This window comes from Pseudomonas sp. TWP3-1, from assembly GCF_049896625.1.
Taxonomy (GTDB): domain Bacteria; phylum Pseudomonadota; class Gammaproteobacteria; order Pseudomonadales; family Pseudomonadaceae; genus Aquipseudomonas.
In genome coordinates this window covers 23996-45534 of record NZ_JAFCUQ010000020.1, presented here as the reverse complement: position 1 = coordinate 45534, position 21539 = coordinate 23996, and the positions used below count along the sequence as shown (strand labels likewise).

15 protein-coding genes and 2 pseudogenes are annotated in these 21539 nt (G+C 59.8%); 3 read left to right on the top strand and 14 right to left on the bottom strand.

Annotation, left to right across the window (positions count from 1 at the left end):
- Positions 1-258: 258 nt before the first annotated feature.
- The 6 genes from ACP7BN_RS23130 to arcD (ACP7BN_RS23105) all read right to left on the bottom strand — a co-directional run bounded on the left by ACP7BN_RS23130 (position 259) and on the right by arcD (ACP7BN_RS23105) (position 7289).
- Positions 259-1767, bottom strand: coding sequence for a sigma-54-dependent transcriptional regulator (locus ACP7BN_RS23130; RefSeq protein WP_420646324.1), 1509 nt, complete (start codon positions 1765-1767; stop codon positions 259-261).
- A 258-nt stretch (positions 1768-2025) separates the two neighbouring features.
- Positions 2026-2388, bottom strand: coding sequence for a DUF5064 family protein (locus ACP7BN_RS23125; protein WP_426206249.1), 363 nt, complete (start codon positions 2386-2388; stop codon positions 2026-2028).
- A 12-nt stretch (positions 2389-2400) separates the two neighbouring features.
- A complete protein-coding gene (arcC, locus tag ACP7BN_RS23120; protein WP_426206248.1) occupies positions 2401-3330 on the bottom strand; it encodes a carbamate kinase in 930 nt (309 codons plus the stop codon).
- A gap of 160 nt (positions 3331-3490) precedes the next feature.
- The gene (locus ACP7BN_RS23115) at positions 3491-4501 is read right to left on the bottom strand and encodes an ornithine carbamoyltransferase (RefSeq protein WP_426206247.1); all 1011 of its coding nucleotides are present in this window, start codon (positions 4499-4501) and stop codon (positions 3491-3493) included.
- Positions 4502-4570: 69 nt separating this feature from the next.
- Positions 4571-5827, bottom strand: a complete 1257-nt coding sequence (arcA, locus tag ACP7BN_RS23110) for an arginine deiminase (RefSeq protein WP_420646328.1) — start codon at positions 5825-5827, stop codon at positions 4571-4573.
- A gap of 34 nt (positions 5828-5861) precedes the next feature.
- Positions 5862-7289, bottom strand: a complete 1428-nt coding sequence (arcD, locus tag ACP7BN_RS23105) for an arginine-ornithine antiporter (RefSeq protein WP_426206246.1) — start codon at positions 7287-7289, stop codon at positions 5862-5864.
- A gap of 401 nt (positions 7290-7690) precedes the next feature.
- Between arcD (ACP7BN_RS23105) and arcD (ACP7BN_RS23100) the strand changes: the two genes are divergently transcribed.
- The gene (arcD, locus tag ACP7BN_RS23100) at positions 7691-9118 is read left to right on the top strand and encodes an arginine-ornithine antiporter (RefSeq protein ID WP_426206245.1); all 1428 of its coding nucleotides are present in this window, start codon (positions 7691-7693) and stop codon (positions 9116-9118) included.
- 222 nt (positions 9119-9340) lie between these two features.
- On the opposite strand, the pseudogene ACP7BN_RS23095 reads toward arcD (ACP7BN_RS23100), so the two are convergent.
- From ACP7BN_RS23095 to gap, 8 genes and pseudogenes are all read right to left on the bottom strand, one after another.
- Positions 9341-9868, bottom strand: a pseudogene (locus ACP7BN_RS23095) (methyl-accepting chemotaxis protein); the annotation flags it as partial.
- Between the two features lie 378 nt (positions 9869-10246).
- Positions 10247-11206, bottom strand: a pseudogene (locus tag ACP7BN_RS23090) (chemotaxis protein); the annotation flags it as partial.
- Between the two features lie 622 nt (positions 11207-11828).
- Positions 11829-12218 carry a YbaN family protein gene (locus tag ACP7BN_RS23085; RefSeq protein WP_426206244.1) on the bottom strand — a complete coding sequence of 130 codons (390 nt, stop codon included), beginning with the start codon at positions 12216-12218 and terminating at the stop codon, positions 11829-11831.
- A gap of 166 nt (positions 12219-12384) precedes the next feature.
- Positions 12385-12981 carry a biliverdin-producing heme oxygenase gene (locus ACP7BN_RS23080; protein ID WP_426206243.1) on the bottom strand — a complete coding sequence of 199 codons (597 nt, stop codon included), beginning with the start codon at positions 12979-12981 and terminating at the stop codon, positions 12385-12387.
- Between the two features lie 111 nt (positions 12982-13092).
- Positions 13093-15651, bottom strand: coding sequence for a TonB-dependent receptor (locus ACP7BN_RS23075; RefSeq protein ID WP_426206242.1), 2559 nt, complete (start codon positions 15649-15651; stop codon positions 13093-13095).
- Positions 15652-15771: 120 nt separating this feature from the next.
- Positions 15772-16737 (bottom strand): FecR family protein, encoded by a 966-nt coding sequence (locus ACP7BN_RS23070; RefSeq protein ID WP_426206241.1) that lies wholly within the window; start codon positions 16735-16737, stop codon positions 15772-15774.
- A gap of 126 nt (positions 16738-16863) precedes the next feature.
- Positions 16864-17382: an RNA polymerase sigma factor gene (locus tag ACP7BN_RS23065; protein WP_426206240.1), complete on the bottom strand. Its 519-nt coding sequence runs from the start codon at positions 17380-17382 to the stop codon at positions 16864-16866.
- Positions 17383-17463: 81 nt separating this feature from the next.
- A complete protein-coding gene (gap, locus tag ACP7BN_RS23060) occupies positions 17464-18465 on the bottom strand; it encodes a type I glyceraldehyde-3-phosphate dehydrogenase (protein WP_420646336.1) in 1002 nt (333 codons plus the stop codon).
- A 220-nt stretch (positions 18466-18685) separates the two neighbouring features.
- On the opposite strand from gap, the gene edd reads away from it, so the two are divergent.
- Entirely contained in the window at positions 18686-20512 is a 1827-nt protein-coding gene (edd, locus tag ACP7BN_RS23055; protein WP_426206239.1) for a phosphogluconate dehydratase, read from the top strand.
- Complete coding sequence (locus ACP7BN_RS23050) at positions 20509-21468, top strand: glucokinase (protein WP_426206238.1); 960 nt, start codon at positions 20509-20511, stop codon at positions 21466-21468. Before edd ends, ACP7BN_RS23050 begins: the two co-directional genes overlap by 4 nt.
- Positions 21469-21539: the final 71 nt, after the last annotated feature.

Here is a 21539-nt window from a genome sequence, read left to right as displayed (position 1 = left end):
GCTACAGCATGGGGCGAGGAAAAAAGCTGAAGCGGATCAAAGCCTTGCACAGCAGTGATCGGAGGAGGGTGGAACGATATCGTTCCGCTGTAGCGCTTTCAGTACAGATGGAGGTCGTTTTTACCGCGGATGCTCAGGTGACCACAAAAACCTGTGGGAGCTGGCTTGCCAGCGATTGGGATGTGTCAGTCACCTTCATTGTTGACTGTGCCGACGTCATCGCTGGCAAGCCAGCTCCCACAGGGCCTTATGTCGTTGCTAAGGTTTGTTGGGGATGCCGTACTTGCGCAGTCGGTGGGCGATTGCGGTATGCGAGGTTTGCAGGCGGCTGGCGAGTTGGCGGGTCGATGGATAACTCACGTAGAGTTTTTCCAGCAGGGTTTTTTCGAAAGCTTCGACCGCTTGTTCGAGACTGTCGACATCGCTGTCAGTCTGCCGCGCCACGGAGGTGCCGGCGATGTCGAGGTCGCCAATGTCCACCAGGCTGCTTTCGCAAATCGCCGCAGCACGGAAGATCACGTTCTGTAACTGGCGCACGTTGCCCGGCCAGCGATTGCCCAGCAGCGCCGGATAGGTGCCGGGGGCGAGACGACAGACCGGGCGCTGAATCTGCGCACAGGCCTGCTGCATGAAATAGCGCGCCAGCAGCAGAATGTCCTGACCGCGTTCGCGCAGCGGCGGCACTTCGACGTTGAGCACGTTGAGGCGATAGAAGAGGTCTTCGCGGAACGTGCCTTCGCTGACCATTTTTTCCAGATCGCGGTGGGTCGCGCTGAGGATGCGCACGTTGACCTTCACCTCGCGATCACCGCCGACTCGACGGAAGCTGCCGTCGTTTAGAAACCGCAGCAGCTTGGCCTGCAAGTACGGCGACATCTCGCCGATCTCGTCGAGGAAAACTGTGCCTTGGTTGGCCAGTTCCATAAGTCCCGGTTTGCCACCGCGTTGTGCGCCAGTGAAGGCGCCGGGGGCGTAGCCGAACAGCTCGCTCTCGGCGAGATTCTCCGGCAGGGCCGCGCAGTTCAGCGCGAGAAACGGCGCACTGTGCCGCGCACTGATCGCATGACAGGCGCGCGCTACCAGCTCTTTGCCAGTGCCGGTTTCACCCTGAATCAGTAACGGAGCATCAAGTGCTGCGACTCGCTGAGCGCGGGCCTTTAGCGTGCGGATTGCCGGGGATTCGCCGAGCAGCGCATCGAAACCTTCAGCGTGATCGTGGTGCAGTGCCGAGAGCTGTTCGCCGATGCGGTTCGGTTGATACAGCGTGAGCAGGGCGCCGGCGTCGGTGATCGGCGTGGCATCCAGCAGCAAGGTCTGGCCGTTGACGGTGATCTCGCGCAGCGGCAGGCGGAAGCCGTGTTCGAGCAAGGTGTCGAGCAGGGCCGGATCGTTGAACAGTTCAGAGACGCTTTCACCGGCCGGTTCGCGTCCGTATAGAGCGATCAACGCCGGGTTGGCCAGCAGCACCTTGCCGGCGCTGTCGAGGGCCAGTACCGGGTCGGTCATGGCTGCGAGCAAGGCGTCGAGCTGCAAGTGCCGACGCTGGCCGGGCAGGATGTCGACCACCGTTACCGCTTCGACGCCAAGCACACGAAACAGGGCATCTTTCAGCTCTTCGAGCACATCCGGACTCAGCGTCGGGGCGTCGATGTAGACGTTCGGCGGAACCATTTCCACCGCATCCAGATTGAGGTTGCGCCCACCGAGCAAGGCCAGGACTTCCTGGGTGATGCCGACGCGGTCGATGAAACTGACGTGGATACGCATGGGGCGGATTTGGGTTCTGGATTGCGGAGGTGGGCAAGTATGCCTTAAATCAAAAGCCCCCTCATCGGATCGCCGCCCGCCCAGCCCTCTCCCGGAGGGAGAGGGAGCTGACCGAGGTGTCTGACGCTATACATCGACCTGAGAAATCGAGTCGATTATGGATTCGGCAAAGCGCGATCAGGTCGACGGATTTTCAGAGCATCCCCCAATCAGTCCCCTCTCCCTTGGGAGAGGGCTAGGGTGAGGGGCTTTTCAGGTTCACTCCAGATGTTCGGGTTTGACCGGATCCCCCGATTTCATATTCAACTGCACCCGCACATCCTCAAACATCAGGTCGTAGTACTTGTGACTCGAACCGAGGCTGCTGTGCGCTTTGGGGATGCCGTTCTTTTCCAGGATTTTCGTGACGTTGCTGGCGAAGTTGTACGCCTGGTCCTTGGGCAGGAAGAACGTTTCCTTCACGTCCTTGCCTTCGATCGAACCATGCAGTGTGAACTGCATCCCTTTGCCTTCTTTGGCGTCCTGTACGACTTCATAGTCGAGGTGCAAGTCGTAGCTGACATCATCCTTGGTCAGAGCGTGACGCTCGAAGTGCAAATGTCCCGGGTCGAACGTTGCCATTGCTGTTTCTCCTCACAAATAAGTAATGCCAGGTTTCGCCGTGCTGATGCGCGTACCGGCCGTGCCCTGGACAATCGCTTCGATGTCCGCCAGCGAACCGATCACCGCGACCTTGCCAGTATTGCGGGCGAATTCGCAAGCTGCCTGTACCTTCGGCCCCATCGAGCCGGCGGCGAAACCGAGACGTTCAAGTTCATCCGGGTGGGCCTGGGCGATGGCTTTCTGGGTCGGTTTGCCGAAATCGATATAAGCCGCGTTGACGTCGGTGGCGATCACCAGCAAGTCACTTTCCAGCTGTTCGGCGAGCAGCGCCGAGCACAGATCCTTGTCGATCACCGCTTCGATGCCTTTGAGATTGCGGTTCTCGTCGTACATGGTCGGAATACCGCCGCCACCCGCGCAAATGACGATGCTGCCCTTGTCCAGCAGCCACTTGATCGGGCGGATTTCGAAGATGCGTTTTGGTCGTGGACTGGCCACTACACGACGATACTTGTCGCCATCGGGAGCAATCGCCCAGCCTTTTTCGGCAGCGAGTTTTTCCGCGTCGGCCTTGGTGTAGACCGGGCCGATCGGCTTGGTCGGGTTCTTGAACGCCGGGTCGTTGGCGTCGACCTCTACTTGCGTCAGCAGTGTGGCGAACGGCACTTCAAAGTCCAGCAGGTTGCCCAGTTCCTGTTCGATGATGTAGCCGATCATGCCTTCGGTTTCGGCACCGAGCACGTCCAGCGGGTAGGGTGCGACCGAGGTGTAAGCGGCGGCTTGCAACGACAGCAGGCCGACTTGCGGACCATTGCCGTGGGCAATGACCAGTTGGTTGCCGGGATAAATCTTGGCGATTTGCTCGGTGGCGATGCGGATGTTGGCGCGCTGGTTGTCAGCGGTCATCGGCTCACCACGGCGGAGCAGGGCGTTACCGCCCAGAGCTACGACGATACGCATGGTGCATGTCCTTCTAGAAAACAGTGAATTCGTGCAGGACGAATGCGATCCCTGTGGGAGCCGGGCTTGCCCGCGATGGCGGTGTATCAGTCAGTATTTCTGTCGGCTGACACACCGCTATCGCTGGCAAGCCAGCTCCCACAGTGATCGTGTCGATCAATTAGATATCCGCCAACGCCGACACCAGAATCGCCTTGATGGTGTGCATGCGGTTTTCTGCTTGCTCGAAGGCGATGTTGGCCGGGGATTCGAAGACCTCTTCGGTGACTTCGACGCCATTGGCCAGGTGCGGATAGCGGGCGGCGATGTCTTTGCCGACCTTGGTTTCGCTGTTGTGGAACGCCGGCAGGCAGTGCATGAATTTCACCCGTGGGTTGCCCGAGGCTTTCATCATGTTGCTGTTGACCTGGTACGGCAGCAGTTGCTCGATGCGCTCGTCCCACGCTTCCACCGGCTCACCCATCGACACCCAGATATCGGTGTGAATGAAGTCCACGCCCTTGACCGCTTCTTTCGGGTCTTCGGTGATGGTGATGCGCGCGCCGCTTTCTTCGGCGAACGCTTTGCACTGCGCGATGAAATCAGCGTGCGGCCACAGCGCTTTCGGCGCGGCGATGCGCACGTCCATGCCGAGTTTGGCGCCGATCATCAGCAACGAGTTGCCCATGTTGTAACGGGCGTCGCCGAGGTAGGCGTAGCTGATGTCGTGCATCGGCTTGTCGCTGTGTTCGCGCATGGTCAGCACGTCGGCGATCATTTGGGTCGGGTGGAATTCAGCGGTCAGACCGTTGAACACCGGCACGCCGGCGTACTTGGCCAGCTCTTCGACGATTTCCTGTTCGAAGCCACGGTACTCGATGGCATCGAACATCCGGCCGAGGACGCGGGCGGTGTCTTTCATGCTTTCTTTGTGGCCGATCTGCGACGACACCGGGTCGATGTAGGTGACGTGAGCACCCTGATCGTGGGCCGCCACTTCGAAGGCGCAACGGGTACGGGTCGAAGTTTTTTCGAAGATCAGCGCGATGTTCTTGCCTTGCAGGTGCGGACGCTCGGTGCCGGTGTACTTGGCGCGTTTGAGGTCGCGGGACAGGTCGATCAGGTAGTTGAGCTCGCGAGTGGTGTGGTGCATCAAACTCAGCAAGCTGCGGTTGCGCATGTTAAAAGCCATGATGGATCTCCTTGGGTTTCGGTTATCCGCCTGCTTCACGCCGGATAGGCGCGAAGCAGGGCATACAAATCAATAGTCGATTGGGTCGCGAATGATCGGGCAGGTCATGCAGTGACCGCCGCCACGGCCGCGACCGAGTTCACCGGCGCTGATGGTGATCACCTCGACCCCGGCCTTGCGCAGCAGGGTGTTGGTGTAGGTGTTGCGGTCGTAGCCGATGACCACGCCAGGTTCCACGGCCACCACGTTGTTGCCGTCGTCCCACTGCTCGCGTTCGGCGGCGAAGCTGTTGCCGCCGGTTTCCACCACGCGCAGCTTCGGCAGTTTCAGCGCAGCGGCCACGGTGTCGAGGAAGCTGCTTTCTTCACGGCGGATGTCGATGCCGCCCTGTTTGCTTTCGTCAGGACGCAGGGTGAAGGCTACGATCTGATTGACCACTTCCGGGAAAATCGTGACGAGGTCGCGGTCGCAGAAGCTGAACACGGTGTCGAGGTGCATCGCTGCGCGGGATTTCGGCAGGCCGGCAACGATGACTTTTTCCACGGCCTTGTTCTTGAACAGGTTCAGCGCCAGTTGGCCGATGGCCTGACGCGACGAACGTTCGCCCATGCCGATCAACACCACGCCGTTGCCGATCGGCATCACGTCGCCGCCCTCAAGGGTCGAGCTGCCGTGTTCCTTGTCCGGGTCGCCGTACCAGATTTCGAATTCGGCGTTGGTGAATTGCGGGTGGAATTTGTAGATGGCGGTGGCCAGCAAAGTTTCCTGACGGCGCGCCGGCCAGTACATCGGGTTCAGGGTCACGCCACCGTAGATCCAGCAGGTAGTGTCGCGGGTGAACTGAGTGTTCGGCAGCGGCGGCAGAATGAAGCTGGAGTGGCCGAGGAAGTCGCGGAACATCTGAATGGTCTTGCCGCCGAAGCTGTCCGGCAGATCATCGGCAGACACGCCACCAATCAGGAACTCGGCGATGTGCCGTGGCTCAAGGCTTTTCAGCCAGGATTTGACTTCGTTGATCAGACCGAGGCCCACCGAATCGGCGGTGACCTTGCGCTCGAGAATCCAGTCCAGCGCTTCCGGGTTGGCGACGATGTCGGTCAGCAGGTTGTGCATTTCCAGCACGTCGATCCCGCGTTCGCGCATCTTGGTCACGAAGTCGAAGTGGTCGCGCTTGGCCTGAGCCACCCACAGCACGTCATCGAACAGCAGTTCATCGCAGTTGTTCGGGGTCAGCCGCTGATGGGCCAGACCTGGGGAGCAGACCATGACTTTGCGCAGTTTGCCGGCTTCGGAATGGACGCCGTACTTAACTTTTTCCGTGGTCATTGCAGTGATCCTCCAGAGATAAAACGTTTGGCAATTACAGAGTCAGGAAGCCGTCATACAGTCCGTAGGCTGCTACCAGAGCGCCCACGACCACTGCGGCGAAAATCAGCTTCTCGACGTTGGTGAATACCGGTTGTTTGAGTTCGAGCTTGGCCTTGGCGAACAGGATCGCGCCGGGCGCATACAACAGAGCAGAGAGCAGCAGGTACTTGACCCCGCCGGCGTACAGCAGCCAGACCGCGTAGATCAGGGCGATGCCGCCGATCAGCAGATCCTTGCGCCGTTCAGCCGCGAAGCCTTCGTAGCTTTCGCCGCGTACCGCCAGCAGCAGGGCATACGCCGCCGACCACAGGTAAGGCACCAGAATCATCGAGGTGGCGAGGTAGATCAGCGACAGGTAAGTGCTGGCCGAGAACAGGGTGATGATCAGGAAAATCTGCACCATCGCGTTGGTCAGCCACAGGGCGTTGACCGGTACGTGGTTGGCGTTTTCCTTGCGCAGAAACTCGGGCATGGTGTGGTCTTTGGCGGCGGCGAACATGATCTCCGCACACAGCAGCACCCACGACAACAACGCCCCGAGCAGCGAGATGATCAGACCGACGCTGATCAGCACCGCCCCCCAGTGACCGACCACGTGCTCGAGCACGGCAGCCATCGACGGGTTTTGCAGTTTGGCCAGTTCCGGTTGAGTCATGATCCCCAGCGACAGCACATTCACCAGTACCAGGAACAGCAGCACAGTGATGAAACCGATCACCGTGGCTTTACCGACGTCCGAACGTTTCTCCGCCCGCGCCGAGAAAATGCTCGCGCCTTCAATGCCGATGAACACCCAGACGGTGACCAGCATCATGTTGCGCACCTGGTTCATCACGCTGCCCAGATCCGGGTTTTTTATGCCCCAGATGTCGGCGGTGAAGATATCCAGCTTGAAAGCGAACACCGCGATCAACACGAACAGTACCAGCGGCACGACTTTGGCGACCGTGGTGACGAGGTTGATGAACGCCGCTTCCTTGATCCCGCGCAGTACCAGAAAGTGCACGGCCCACAAAAGAATCGACGCGCCGATCACCGCAGCAACCGTGTTGCCTTCACCGAAAACCGGAAAGAAATAACCGAGGGTGCTGAACAGCAGCACGAAGTAACCGACGTTGCCCAGCCAGGCACTGATCCAGTAACCCCAGGCCGATGAGAAACCCATGTAATCGCCGAAACCGGCCTTGGCGTAGGCATACACGCCGCCGTCGAGGTCAGGTTTGCGGTTGGCGAGGGTCTGGAAGACGAAAGCGAGGGTGAGCATGCCGACAGCGGTGATGGCCCAGCCGATGAGTACTGCGCCGACGTCGGCGCTGGCTGCCATGTTTTGTGGCAAAGAGAATATCCCGCCACCGATCATTGAACCGACTACCAAGGCGACCAGCGCACCTAATCGTAGTTTTCCGGGAGCTTCAGACATTGCATGACTCCATTGCCGGAGAGAAGAGTTCACAGGGTAGATCTGTTGACTGTTCAAACAACTGACGTGGATCAGTGCATGGGCACATTCCATTGTTAATGAATGACTTAGGCACCAAGTAAAGGCATAACGCTATTGTCTGTAAGGCCCGTCCTAGAGGGCTTTTGTCGATTTGAGTGGGAATGGATCGTATTACTTTCGAATTATCACGCTAGTTGGTTTTCAGCATTTGGCAAATTTTCGGCATCTGTTTTCAGTACAGAATTGATTTGTCAGGACTAGCGCACAAAAGTCATACACTCCTGCTAAGCGTTAGCGTTTATGGCTATAAATAACCGACGTTAATTGGGGTTATCTATTAAACGTAATCAGGCTTCAGAAATTGATAAAGGGAGACTGGAATGTCGCAACCGACGCAAAAGCTGCGCCTTGGCGCACTGATCGCCCTGGTGGTCGGATCGATGATTGGTGGCGGGATTTTTTCGCTGCCGCAGAACATGGCGGCCCGCGCCGATGCCGGGGCGATTCTGATCGGCTGGGGCATCACCGCAATTGGCATGCTGACCCTGGCGTTCGTCTTCCAGACCTTGGCCAATCGCAAACCGGAACTCGATTCGGGCGTGTATGCCTACGCCAAGGCCGGGTTCGGCGATTACATGGGTTTCTCATCGGCGTGGGGCTACTGGATCAGCGCGTGGCTGGGCAACGTCGGCTATTTCGTTCTGCTGTTCAGCACCCTCGGCTACTTCTTCCCGGTGTTCGGCCAGGGCAACACGCCGATTGCCATCGCCTGCGCATCAGTGCTGCTGTGGGCGGTGCATTTTCTGGTGATGCGCGGAATCAAGGAGGCGGCGCTGATCAATCAATTGACCACCGTGGCCAAAGTGGTGCCGTTGATCATGTTCATCGTCATCGCTGCCGTCGCGTTCAAGGCTGATATTTTTACCCGTGACATCTGGGGTCAGAGCAACCCGAATTTCGGCGGGGTGATGGATCAGGTGCGCAACATGATGCTGGTCACGGTGTTCGTGTTCATCGGCATCGAAGGCGCCAGCGTGTATTCAGCGCGCGCAGAGAAACGCCGCGACGTCGGGCGCGCCACGGTGATCGGATTTGTCGGCGTGCTGGCGCTGTTGGTGCTGGTCAACGTGCTGTCGCTGGGGATCATGAGCCAGCCGGAACTGGCGAGCTTGCAGAACCCGTCGCTGGCGGCGGTGCTGGAACATGTGGTCGGTCCGTGGGGCGCGCTGCTGATCAGCATTGGCTTGGCGATTTCGCTACTGGGGGCGCTGCTTTCGTGGGCACTGCTGTGTGCAGAAATCCTCTTCGCCACGGCCAAGGACAAGACCATGCCGGCGTTCCTCAAGAAGGAAAATGCCAACCATGTGCCGGTCAATGCGCTGTGGCTGACCAACGTGATGATCCAGATTTTCCTGCTGATCACACTGTTCTCGGCTGGCACTTACACCAGCCTGATCTACCTCGCCTCGTCGATGATTCTGGTGCCGTATCTGTGGTCGGCGGCCTACGCGGTGCTGTTGAGCGGGCGCGGCGAAACCTACGAACACGCGTCGGCCGAGCGCACCAAGGATCTGCTGATCGGCGGCATCGCCCTGAGTTACGCGGTGTGGTTGTTGTACGCCGGCGGGGTGAAGTACTTGCTGCTGTCGGCGTTGTTGTACGCGCCGGGGGTGATCCTGTTTGCCAAGGCCAAGCGTGAGCAGGGTGAGCCGTTGTTCACCACGGTTGAAAAGGGGATTTTTACCTGCGTGATTATTGGTGCGGGGTTGGCGGCTTATGGGTTGTATAGCGGGTTGTTGTCGCTGTGAGGATGTTTGGTTGATCAGATTTTGTGGTGACAGGTCGGGCCTCATCGCTGGCAAGTCGAATCGTCGCACCGCAGCTCCCACAGTTTTCGAGTCGTACACAAAATCTGTCAACACCTCTTAACCTGTGGGAGCTGCGGTGCGACGATTCGACTTGCCAGCGATAGCGGTGTGTCAGTCAACAGATGAAATAACTGACCTGCCGCCATCGCTGATGCTTCCTGATTACACGCGGAACTGATCCATCAGCTTCATCTGCTGACTGGCCAGCGCATTCAACTGGCTGCTGATCGCTGCCGATTCGGTGGCTTGTCCGGTCAAGGTTTCGGTGACGGTACGAATCGCCGAAACGTTACGGTTGACCTCTTCAGCCACCGCGCTCTGCTGTTCGGCGGCGCTGGCGATTTGCAGGTTCATGTCGCTGATCACCGTCACTGCGTCGCTGATCTTGCCCAGCGCATCCACTGCATGACGAATCTGCCCGGCATTGTTGTGCGCCTGAGTCTGGCTTGAATGCATGGTCGCGACCACGCCGCGAGTGCCGGTCTGGATGCGTTCGATGACCACGCGAATTTCTTCAACCGAATCCTGGGTGCGCTTGGCGAGGTTGCGCACTTCGTCGGCCACCACCGCAAAACCGCGACCGCTTTCACCGGCGCGCGCCGCTTCAATGGCGGCGTTCAGCGCTAGCAGGTTGGTCTGTTCGGCGATGCTGCGGATCACTTCCAGCACCGAACCGATCTGCTCGCTGTTGACCGCCAGCGCTTCGACTTCGGTCACTGCTTTGCTGACTTCGTCGGCCAGTTGATTGATGTCGCGGGTGCTGCGCTCGATGATCGACATGCCTTCGCGGGCCGATTGATCAGCACCTTTGGCTGCGTTGGCCGCGTTCGACGCGCTGTTGGCCACGTCGTGGGCAGTGGCGCTCATTTCGTTCGACGCGGTGGCAACCTGATCGATCTCGCGGAACTGCACCTGCATGCCTTCGCTGGTCTGGCGGGCGATTTCCGAAGACTGATCGGCAGTGCCGCGCGCTTCGGTGATGCTTTGTTTGATCTGGGCGATGGTCGGTTGCAGCTTGTCGAGGAAGCGGTTGAACCAGTTCACCAGCTCGCCCAGTTCATCCTTTTTGCTGTAGTTCAGCCGTTGCGTCAGATCGCCTTCGCCGCTGGCGATGTTCTTCAGCATCTCGGCGACGCTGTTGATCGGACGGGTTACGCCCGACGCGGTGAGCCAGATCAGCAGCAGCCCGACCAAACCAGCAATCACTGCCACCGAGATCGCGGTGATGGTGCCGGTTTCCTGTGCGTCATCCAGTACTGCTTGCAGCTTGACCGAGTCGGCCAGCAGCACTTGTTTCGGCAGGTCGATGACTACGCCCCACGCTTTGGAGTCGCTGATCGGGCTGACCGGGTACACCGCGCGAATCAAATCGCCCTGCTCGAGAATCTTCGGTGTGCCGGAGCTGAGCAGTTGCAGCACTTCCTTGCCTTCAGCGCCGAGGGTGTCGCCGATGCTTTTGCCGACCTTGCTTGCGTCAGTGCTGTAGGCGCCGAGTACACCGCTGCCGGACACAATCAACATGTGCCCGGCTCCGCTGAACAGCTCGCGCTGGGCGTCAACGGCTGCCGCTTGCAAGGCGTCGAGGGCAATGTCGACGCCGACCACGCCGATGGCCTTGCCATCCACCAGCAACGGTACGGAAATCGTGGTCATGAGCATTTCCTTGCCGCCGACGGTGTCCGCATACGGGTCGAGCAGGCAGGTGCGCTTGTTGTCGCGAGGGCAGGTGTACCAACTGTTGTACGGCGTGCCGCTGACACTCATGGTGGTTTTGGTCAGGTCTTCTTCAACCATGATGGTATTGAGCGCAGCGCCGCCGGCACGACTCCAATAGCTGGCGAAACGCCCGGCTTCGTTGGACTGACGCGCGGCGTCGTTGGCGAACTCGCTGTCCTTGCCGTCCAGCGCATCGGGCTCGAATGCCAGCCAGATGCCGAGCACTTTGTTGTTGCGCTCGAACGCGGTTTTCAGGCTCTGGTTCAACTCTTCACGCAAGGCACCGGCGTCCAGCGAACGCTTGGCGGCCATCGTGCGCAGGTCCTTGATCTGATCCGCCAGCGCGGTAATCACCGACAGGTTTTCGCCAAAGGTTTTCTGCAGGCGAATCGCTTGTTCGCCCGCCTTGGCCTGCAACAGGTTCTGCACACTGGCGGTGAGCATCTTGCTGCTGGAGGCACTGACCAGTTGGTCGTTCTGGTTGGTCTGGTAGATGTTCATGCCGACGATCAGCGCGACCACGCCAAGCAGGCACAGGCCGGAGAGCAGCACGATTTTCAGGCGGATGGACAGAGAGTCGAACATAGGGCGTTCTCGCGAAGGGATGAGCTGTTGGCTACGGGCTGGAACGCCCCGGTTCGCCAAATCCATTCAGCGCCATTCAATGCTCATCGGCGCGGAGGCAGGTTTGCATGAGTGGCTTGCCGACGAACGGTAGAGGCTAAACGTTTGCGCAGGATAATGTGCTGAAAAGGGTCTTAATTACAGGGAAGTTTCAGCTATGTGCAAAGGCTTTTGTGGCGAGGGGATTTATCCCCGTTGGGTGGCGAAGCCGCCCCAAATTGGACCTGTACGGTTTGTAAGACATACCGAGTTGTTTGGTTTTACGACTGCTTCGCAGCCGGACGGGGATGAATCCCCTCGCCACAGGGGATTAAGCGGGGAGGGCTTCTGGTCGTGACCATATCCATAGGTTGCCCATGCTCATGCCGGCGATGGCCAGATAGATCGGCCAGCCGTGGTCGAGCATCACCAGCATCAAGGTTGCGCAGAGCAGCATGCTGACAGTGGCGCTGACCTTGGCGCGGCGCGCGATGATTCTGCCGTTGCGCCAGTTGTGCAGAATCGGGCCGAACAAGCGATGGTTTTCCAGCCAGGCACTCAGGCGCGGCGAACTGCGCGTCGCGGCCCACGCGGCGAGCAGGATGAACTCGGTGGTCGGCAGGCCGGGCACGATGATCGCGATCAGGCCGATGCCGAGGCTGACATAGGCGAGCAGGCCGAACAGCAGGCGGGCGAGTTTGGAGTGGGCGGGTTGGGGCATGGGCTCAGCGAGTTACTTCTGAAGCGGGATGGGAATCTTACAGACTTACGCCATTCACTGTGGGAGCTGGCTTGCCAGCGATAGCGGTATGTCAGTCGGCATAAATGTTGGCTGACACTCCGTCATCGCTGGCAAGCCAGCTCCCACAGGTTTTTGCAGTGTGGCTTCAGGCAGGTTCGGCTTGGGTTGAGTAGGCCTGTTCGAGCAACACCGTGAAGCGGTTGAACGCATCGATTGCGCCTTGCTCGACTTCTGCTTCCTCCTCAGGCGTGAACTCCAGTGCATCGAGGGTTCTGACAAAACGCTTCCAGCCTTCAGCGCGGCCACCCTCTGGCTCGCCCAAGTGACGCGCACCAAAGTTTTCACTCAGCTCCAGCGCCACCGCACGCTTGATCAAAAACGCCGCACCGAGCTTCGAACCTTCGGAAACGAAGATCCAGCCCAAGGCGCGCGCCTTGCCCGGGTTCTTCACTGCGCCAGCAACCGGCGCCGGTACTTCGGTATCCAGATCAGCCAGGTCAGCCTTGGCCGCATCAGCACGGCAACGCGCCGGCAGATCGGCAACGATTTCGCGCAGTTCAGGGTCGTTGTACAACCCCACCAGTTCCGACTGGAACAGGTATTGCGCGACCACGAAGCGCGCGAAGTTGGCGCGGGTCTCGAACGGGGCGTGTGCTTTGACCAGTGCGTCGAGCTTAGCGTGCGGCTCGTGGGTGATCTGGTTCAGGCGTTGCGAACGCAGGGCTTTTTCCGGGGTGGTCATGAGGTGTCCTTGAAAAGAAGAGGCGCTTGATAACGAGACGTTCGGGCATGCGCCGGACAGTAAAAAAACCTCACGGCGCGCCATTCAATGGGCGCCGTGAGGCAGTCCGGATCAGATATCCCAGACCAGATTGATCGCGAAGTTGCGACCCGGTTGAGTCAGGCGATCGAGGTTGGCCGGTTGCGTGACCGAGGCTTCGCCCACGCTGTCGTAACCGCGCACGTCATCCCACTGCCAGTATTTTTTGTCGGTCAGGTTGTAGAGGCCGGCATTCAGCGTCACGTCGTCGGTGACCTTGTAGAACCCGGCGAGGTCGAGCACGCCATAACCCGGTGTCTTGAACTGCGTGCTGGTGCCATCCGGCGTTTTGAAACTACTGCTGTCGACACGATCCTTGCGCTTGACCAGCGTCCAGCTGAGCAGGGCACCGTAGTTGTCCTGGTCATAACCGAGGCCAAACACGCCGGTCAGCGGATTGACGCTATTGAGTGGTTGTCCGCTGTCATCGTTGCGGCCATACAGGTAGGCCATCGAGCCTTGTGTGTAGAGTCCGGCAGGCGCGCCGAACGTATCGAGGTTCAGACGACCCTTGAGCTCCACACCCTTGATGGTGGCGTGCTTGATGTTGTTGCTCTGGAACGTGGTTTCGGAATAGCCGGGGGTGATGGCGTTTTCGTCGATGAAATCACGGTACTTGTTATAGAACACCGCCACGTCAAACGTGCCTGCCTCGAACTGTCCGCGCAGGCCGGTTTCATAGCTCTTGCTCTTTTCCGGATCGAGATCCGGATTCGGTGCGACCTGATAGCCCCCGCTGAGGTTTTCAAAGCGGCCGTACAGCGCTTTGGCGGTCGGCGTGCGGAAGCCTTCGGCGTACTGACCGTACCAGGTGTAGTTGTCGTTGAAGTTGTAAGTGGTACCGAACTTGGGCGACAGACGATGCCAGGTCTTGGTTTTGTCGCTCACCGTGCCGTTGCCGCTCTGGTCGGCAGTGGCGAGGAACTCATCGGTGATGTGCGGCTTGAGCTGGGTGTAGTCGTAACGTGCGCCCGGCAGGAACGTCCAGTTGCCCCAGCTGATCTGATCCTGGGCAAACAGGCTGTAGCTGTTGATGGTCGGGTCGGGGAAGTCGCTGGCCGGTGTCAGGGTATCGGCAGCGCTCGCCGCGCCGATCACGCGGCAGGCGCCGGCGACGGTCAGGCAAGTGCCGCTGCCGGTGCGCAGACCGGTAACTTTGTCCTGCTTGATGGTGGTGCCGTAGGTGACGACGTGATCGGTGTCGGCGATGGCGAAGGCCTTGTCCGCCTGGGTATCGAACACCCATTGGCGATCTTTGTAAGTGGTTTTGCGCTCACGCAATACGGTGCGCGAAGGCGCGTAGATTTCTTCGGTGCGCTGATCGGTTTTCGCAATCTGGTAATTCAGCGACCACTTGATGTGGTCAGCCAGCGCGCTGTCGAGACCGAAACTGTGCTCCAGGCCGAAACGCTCGCGGGTGACCGTGTCGTTGCCGGTGCGCGATTTGTAGAAACCGAAACCACGTCCCGCGTTGAATGGCCCGCCGACGGCGCTCAACTGGTTAGTGTCGCGATCATCCTTGTAGTGTTCGTAGGTCAGACCGAAGCGCGCATCGTCGGCGTAGTTCCAGCCGAGTTTGGCCAGGACGTTGGTGGTGCGCACATCCTCAGGGTTGGCCTCGGTGCGGTTCAGGCCGGTGCCGCCGGTTTCGCCGTAGGATTCGCTTTCATGACCATTGCGCTGGCTCAGGTGCAGCAAGCCGTCTAAGTCGCCGGTCCGACCAGCGACGGTGCCGGACCTCAGCCAGCTGTCGTCGGCGGAGCTGTAACCGGTTTTCAGACGCGCGCCGACGTCTTTGCCGGGCTTGATGATGTCGTCCGGGTCGAGGGTGTAGTAGCTGACCGCGCCGCCGATGGCGTTGCTGCCGTAGAGCACGGAGGCCGGACCACGCAGGATTTCCACGCGTTTGACGATTTCCGGGTCGACGTAATTGCGGTTGCTCTGCGCGTACGGACCATTGAAGAAGCTGTCGGGCACTTGCACGCCGTCGACCTGAGTCAGCACGCGGTCGCCGTCGATCCCGCGAATGTTGTAGCCGGTCAGTCCGGCACGCTGACCGGCGCCGCCCACCGAAACGCCCGGTTCGTAACGCACCAGATCCTTGATCGAGTTGACGTTGTTGCGGTCGAGCTCCTCGCGGGTCTGCACGCTGACGGTGCTCGGTACGCTGTTCACCGATTGCTCCTGGCGGGTGGCGCTGATGGTCACCTGATCCAGATTGAGCGCACCGCTGGCGCTGCGTTTCTCCAGCACCACGTTGTTGTTGCTCAGTTTGCGGAAGCTCAGGTTGGTCCCCACCAACAGGCGCTCCAGGGCTTTTTCCGGCGGCAGCGAACCACGCACACCCGGCGACGCCACGTTTTGTCCCAGTTCTGCCGGCAAACCGACCTGCCAACCGGTCACGGCGGTGAAGGCATTGAGGGCTGAAACCAGCGGTTGCTGGCCGATGGCGAACGAGTAATCGCCCATGTTGCGCGTCGGTTGTTCGGTGGCGGCCATCAGCGGCGCGGTGCCGGCCATGAGAATGGCGGCGGTCAGCAACGACAGTACGCGGGAAGGGGAAGCAGTCTGGCGGGTAAGGCGAGAGGACATCGATAGCGCTCCGTGTCGCACGAATCTTTATAGGTGCTGATTGTTCGCGTGATGCGAATCAATTGCATTGGCTATAACGAGACGAACGGGCTCCAGCTATCGAGTAAAAATAATTCTCATTTAGTTCAAGATCACCAGCGCCGGATATTCCTGCAACTTGGCTGAGGTGATGTGCGCCAGCGAACGCACGACATCGAGCGGCTGGTCGAGACGAAAATTGCCGGTGACGGCGACATCGGCCAACTGCTGATTGGTGTTGATGATGAAGCCCGGATAGTAGCGGCGCAGTTCGGCCAGCACTTGGTTCAGCGGGCAGTTCTCGAAGACAAGCCGACCTTGCACCCAGGCCAGATCAGTGGCCGGATCAACCTTGGCCGGGCGGTCGAAACCGTTGGGGCCAATGCTGATGCTTTCGCCTGCCGACAAACGCACACGCGCGTCATCACGCGTGGCGCGCAAATCGACATCACCACGCTGCACGCGCACCTGCGCCACGCCGTCCAGGTAACGCACAGCGAAATCGGTGTCGCGCACGCTGGCTTTCACCGGGCCGGCATCAATCTCCAGCGGCTGGCCACGGTTGGCCGGGACTTCGAAAAACGCTTCGCCCTGATACAGCCGAGCGACCCGTTGCTGATCATTGATCGTGCTGGAAAATGCCGAGTTGGTATTGAGCAGAACTTTCGAGCCGTCCTCCAGTTGCAGGCGCTGGCGCTCGCCAACCACGGTCAGATGATCGGCCTGCAGCCGCAGCGGCAGATTGCTGAAACTGAAAAGGCCGAGTACCAGCACGGCGGCGGTGGCCAGCGGTTTCCAGTGCGGGCGCAGACGGCGCAGGAACGTGACCTTCTTTGGCTGCGCGGCGAGGTTTTGCGCGCATTGGGCGATTTGCGGGCCGTCCCAAATGGCTTGCGCTTTGGCGAACGCTTCGGCATTCAACGGATCGGCCGACAGCCACGCATGAAACTGCCGCGACTGCTCCGCGTCCGGACTGCCGAGCACGATGAGCCAGTCCAAAGCCTGGTCCATTGCGCTGGCGGCGTCCTGCGCCGTATCGGGCGAAGGAGAGCGGTGGGTGTCGGTCACGGTGTTTCCTCGGCAGTGTCTGCGCACGGCTGTTTTTTTAGTGAAGCGTAAATGTCGGGCAAGGGTAGCAAAGCCCGATGATCAGTGCAGTCGATCCTGTTGGCGGCGAGAAAAGTCTTACGGTAATCACTCGCCATTCAGGCGTTCGGCGACCCCGATGCACACCGTCATGATCAATTTGAGTTCTTTTTGCACGGTACTCAGCGACACGTTGAGCTCGTCGGCGATTTCCTGATAGCTGTTTCCGTGCAGGCGGCTGAGGATGAAAATCCGCTGCTGACGCGGGCTGAGTTGACTGAGGCTCACGTTCAGGCGCTCGAGTAATTGTTCGGCGTGGGCGGCGTCTTCGGCGCTGCTGGCAGGGGCGGCGATGCTGTGCACCACCTCTTGCGGCACGTCATCGACCATGGTGCGCGAATGAATCTTGCGCGCACGCAGATGATCCAGCGCCAGATTGCGCGCGGTCTGAAAGACAAAGGGTTCAAGGTGCTCGATGGCCCGCTCGCTCAGCGCTCGCGTGACGCGCAGGTAGGTTTCCTGCAACAGGTCTTCGGCGGTGCTGTGGTTGTTGACCATGCGCTCCAGTGTTCGCAGCAGGGCACTGCGCTGGGCGAGGAAAACGTGATTGAAGCGCGACTGACTCACGGGAAGGCCTGATCCATTTCGAGCGAATGATAATGCTTATCATCCGCTCGAGTGGTCAAGTGTTGATTTGTAGAAGTTTGCTTACTCGGCGTTGCAGAGTGCCAGGCAGTTATCCAGCATGCGGTTGGAGAAGCCCCACTCGTTGTCGTACCAGGCCAGCACTTTCAGCAGTTTGCCGCTGACTTTGGTGTGGTTGGCGTCGAAGATCGACGACAGCGGGTTGTGGTTGAAGTCGCTCGAAACCAACGGCAGCGTGTTGTAGCCAAGGATTTTCGAATGCTGGCTCGCGGCCTTCAACAGCGCGTTGACTTCTTCGGCGCTGGCTTCCTTCTTCAGTTGCACAGTCAAGTCAACCAGCGAGACATTGATCACCGGCACGCGCACGGCCATGCCGGTCAGTTTGCCCGCCAGTTCCGGCAGCACCAGGCCCACGGCTTCAGCCGCACCGGTCTTGCTCGGGATCATGTTTTGCGTGGCCGAACGCGCGCGGTACGGATCGGTGTGGTAGACGTCGGTCAGGTTCTGATCGTTGGTGTAGGCATGAATGGTGGTCATCAGACCGCTCTCGATGCCCAGCTCACGGTGCAGCACCTGCGCCACTGGCGCGAGGCAGTTGGTGGTGCACGAAGCGTTGGAGATGATCTGGTGCGACTGGCGCAGAATGTCGTGGTTCACACCATAAACCACGGTGGCATCGGCGCCTTTGGCCGGGGCCGAGATGATTACTTTGCGTGCGCCGGCGGTAATATGCGCGGCGGCTTTGGCGCGGTCGGTGAACAGACCGGTGCATTCGAATACCACATCAATCTTTTCCGCAGCCCATGGCAGTTCGGCCGGGTTGCGAATGGCGCTGACCGAAATACGGTCGCCGTTGACGGTCAGGCTCTCGTTGTCGTGCGCCACTTCAGCGTCGAACGTGCCATGCACGGTGTCGTATTTGAGCAGATGGGCATTCATCGAGCTGTCGCCCAGATCGTTGATGGCGACGATCTGCAAATCCTGACGATAGCCTTGGGTATACAGTGCGCGCAGGACATTACGGCCGATGCGGCCAAAACCATTGATTGCAATTCGAAGAGTCATTGAGCAGCGCCGCCGTCGTTTTGTTGTTGGAATTACAAGATTATTCGCATAAAAATAGAAAACAAGCCTTTTTAGTGGCAATATTTTGTTTTATCTACAACGAGTGACCTGAATCAACTGGTCCGAATGATCGACAGAACCGCCCGTCATCCCACGCGAGCGGCGCTTTGATCAGCATAGACAATCAGGTCGCCACATCCGTTAGCCTGGAGTTCTACACATGCATCCCCGCGTCCTTGAGGTCACCGAACGGCTTATCGCCCGCAGCCGCGCCACACGTCAGGCTTACCTTGCGCTGATTCGCGGCGCTGCAACTGATGGCCCGATGCGCGGCAAGCTGCAATGCGCCAATTTCGCCCACGGCGTGGCCGGTTGCGGCACCGAAGACAAGCACAGCTTGCGGATGATGAACTCGGCCAACATCGCAATTGTTTCGTCATATAACGACATGCTCTCGGCGCATCAGCCGTATGAAGTGTTCCCGGAACAAATCAAGAATGCCCTGCGTGAAATCGGCTCGGTTGGCCAGTTCGCGGGTGGCACTCCGGCGATGTGCGATGGCGTGACCCAAGGCGAGCCGGGCATGGAGCTAAGCCTGCCGAGCCGCGAAGTGATCGCGATGTCCACCGCGGTGGCGCTGTCGCACAACATGTTCGACGGCGCGCTGATGCTCGGCATCTGCGACAAGATCGTGCCGGGGCTGATGATGGGCTCGCTGCGTTTCGGTCATCTGCCGACGATCTTCGTGCCGGGCGGGCCGATGGTGTCGGGGATTTCCAACAAGGAAAAAGCCGACGTGCGCCAGAAGTACGCCGAGGGCAAGGCGACTCGCGAAGAGCTGCTGGAATCGGAAATGAAGTCCTATCACAGCCCTGGCACTTGCACCTTCTACGGCACCGCCAACACCAACCAGTTGCTGATGGAAGTCATGGGCCTGCACTTGCCGGGCGCGTCCTTCGTCAATCCGAACACGCCACTGCGCGAAGCGCTGACCCGCGAAGCCGCGCATCAAGTCACGCGTCTGACCAAACAAAATGGCAACTTCATGCCGATCGGCGAAATCGTCGATGAAAAGTCGCTGGTCAACTCGATCGTGGCGCTGCACGCCACTGGCGGCTCGACCAACCACACCCTGCACATGCCGGCCATCGCCATGGCGGCGGGCATTCAATTGACCTGGCAGGACATGGCCGACCTCTCCGAAGTCGTGCCGACCCTGAGCCACGTCTACCCGAACGGCAAGGCTGACATCAACCACTTCCAGGCCGCTGGCGGCATGTCGTTCCTGATCCGCGAACTGCTCGGCGCCGGTCTGCTGCACGAAGACGTCAACACCGTGCTCGGCCACGGCCTGAGCCGTTACACCAAAGAACCGTTCCTCGATAACGGCGAGCTGGTCTGGCGCGAAGGCCCGATTGATAGCCTCGACGAAAACATCCTGCGTCCGGTGGCGCGTGCGTTCTCGCCGGAGGGCGGCTTGCGCGTGATGGAAGGCAACCTCGGTCGCGGTGTGATGAAAGTTTCCGCCGTCGCGCTGGAAAACCAGATCGTCGAAGCACCGGCGATGGTGTTCCAGGATCAACAGGATCTGGCCGACGCGTTCAAGGCCGGTTTGCTCGAGAAAGATTTCGTCGCAGTGATGCGCTTCCAGGGCCCGCGTTCCAACGGCATGCCCGAGTTGCACAAGATGACGCCGTTCCTCGGTGTGTTGCAGGATCGCGGCTTCAAAGTCGCGCTGGTGACTGACGGGCGCATGTCCGGTGCATCGGGGAAAATTCCGGCTGCGATTCACGTCAGTCCGGAAGCATATGTCGGCGGCGCTTTGGCGCGCGTGCAAGAGGGCGATATCATCCGCGTCGATGGCGTCAAAGGTACTTTGGAACTTAAAGTCGACGCCGCCGAATTTGCAGCACGCGAACCCGCCAAAGGCCTGTTGGGCAACAACATCGGCAGCGGTCGCGAACTGTTCGGCTTCATGCGTTTGGCCTTCAGCTCGGCGGAGCAGGGCGCCAGCGCCTTCACTTCTGCCCTGGAGACGCTTAATTGAAACTGGCTTTGGTCGGTGACATCGGAGGCACCAACGCGCGATTTGCGTTGTGGAAAGATCAGCAGCTCGAGTCCGTGCAGGTGCTGGCCACTGCCGAGCATGCCAGCCCGGAGGCGGCGATCAGCCTGTATCTGAGCGGGCTGGGTCTGGCGCCGGGGGACATCGGTTCGGTGTGCCTGTCGGTGGCCGGTCCGGTCAGCGGCGATGAATTCAAGTTCACCAACAACCACTGGCGCCTTAGCCGCAAGGCGTTTTGCGAGGCGTTGCAGGTCGAGCAGTTGTTGCTGGTCAACGACTTCTCGGCGATGGCGCTGGGCATGACCCGGTTGCAGCCCGGTGAATTCCGCGTGGTCTGCGCAGGCACGCCGGAACCGTTGCGCCCGGCTGTGGTGATCGGCCCGGGCACAGGCCTTGGCGTCGGCACTTTGCTTGATCTTGGCGAAGGGCGCTTTGCTGCACTGCCGGGCGAGGGCGGTCACGTCGATCTGCCGCTGAGCAGCCCGCGTGAAACGCAACTGTGGCAACACATCCACAACGAAATCGGCCACGTCAGCGCGGAAACGGCGTTGAGCGGCAGCGGTTTGCCGCGTGTCTACCGCGCGATCTGCGCGGTGGATGGGCATGAGCCGACGCTTGATACGCCAGAAGCGATCACCGCTGCCGGTCTGGCGGGCGATCCGATTGCGCTGGAAGTGCTTGAGCAGTTCTGCTGCTGGCTCGGTCGGGTGGCGGGCAATAACGTGCTGACCACGGGCGGGCGTGGCGGGGTGTATATCGTTGGCGGGGTGATTCCACGCTTTGCTGATTTCTTCGTTGAAAGCGGTTTTGCTCGCAGCTTCGCCGACAAGGGCTGCATGAGTGATTACTTCAAGGGGATTCCGGTGTGGCTGGTGACGGCGCCGTATTCCGGGCTGGTGGGTGCGGGAGTGGCGCTGGACCAGGCAATCCCTGTTTAGCAGGATTTACTGTGGCGAGGGAGCTTGCTCCCGCTCGGCTGCGCAGCAGTCGTACCTGCGGCTCACGCGAT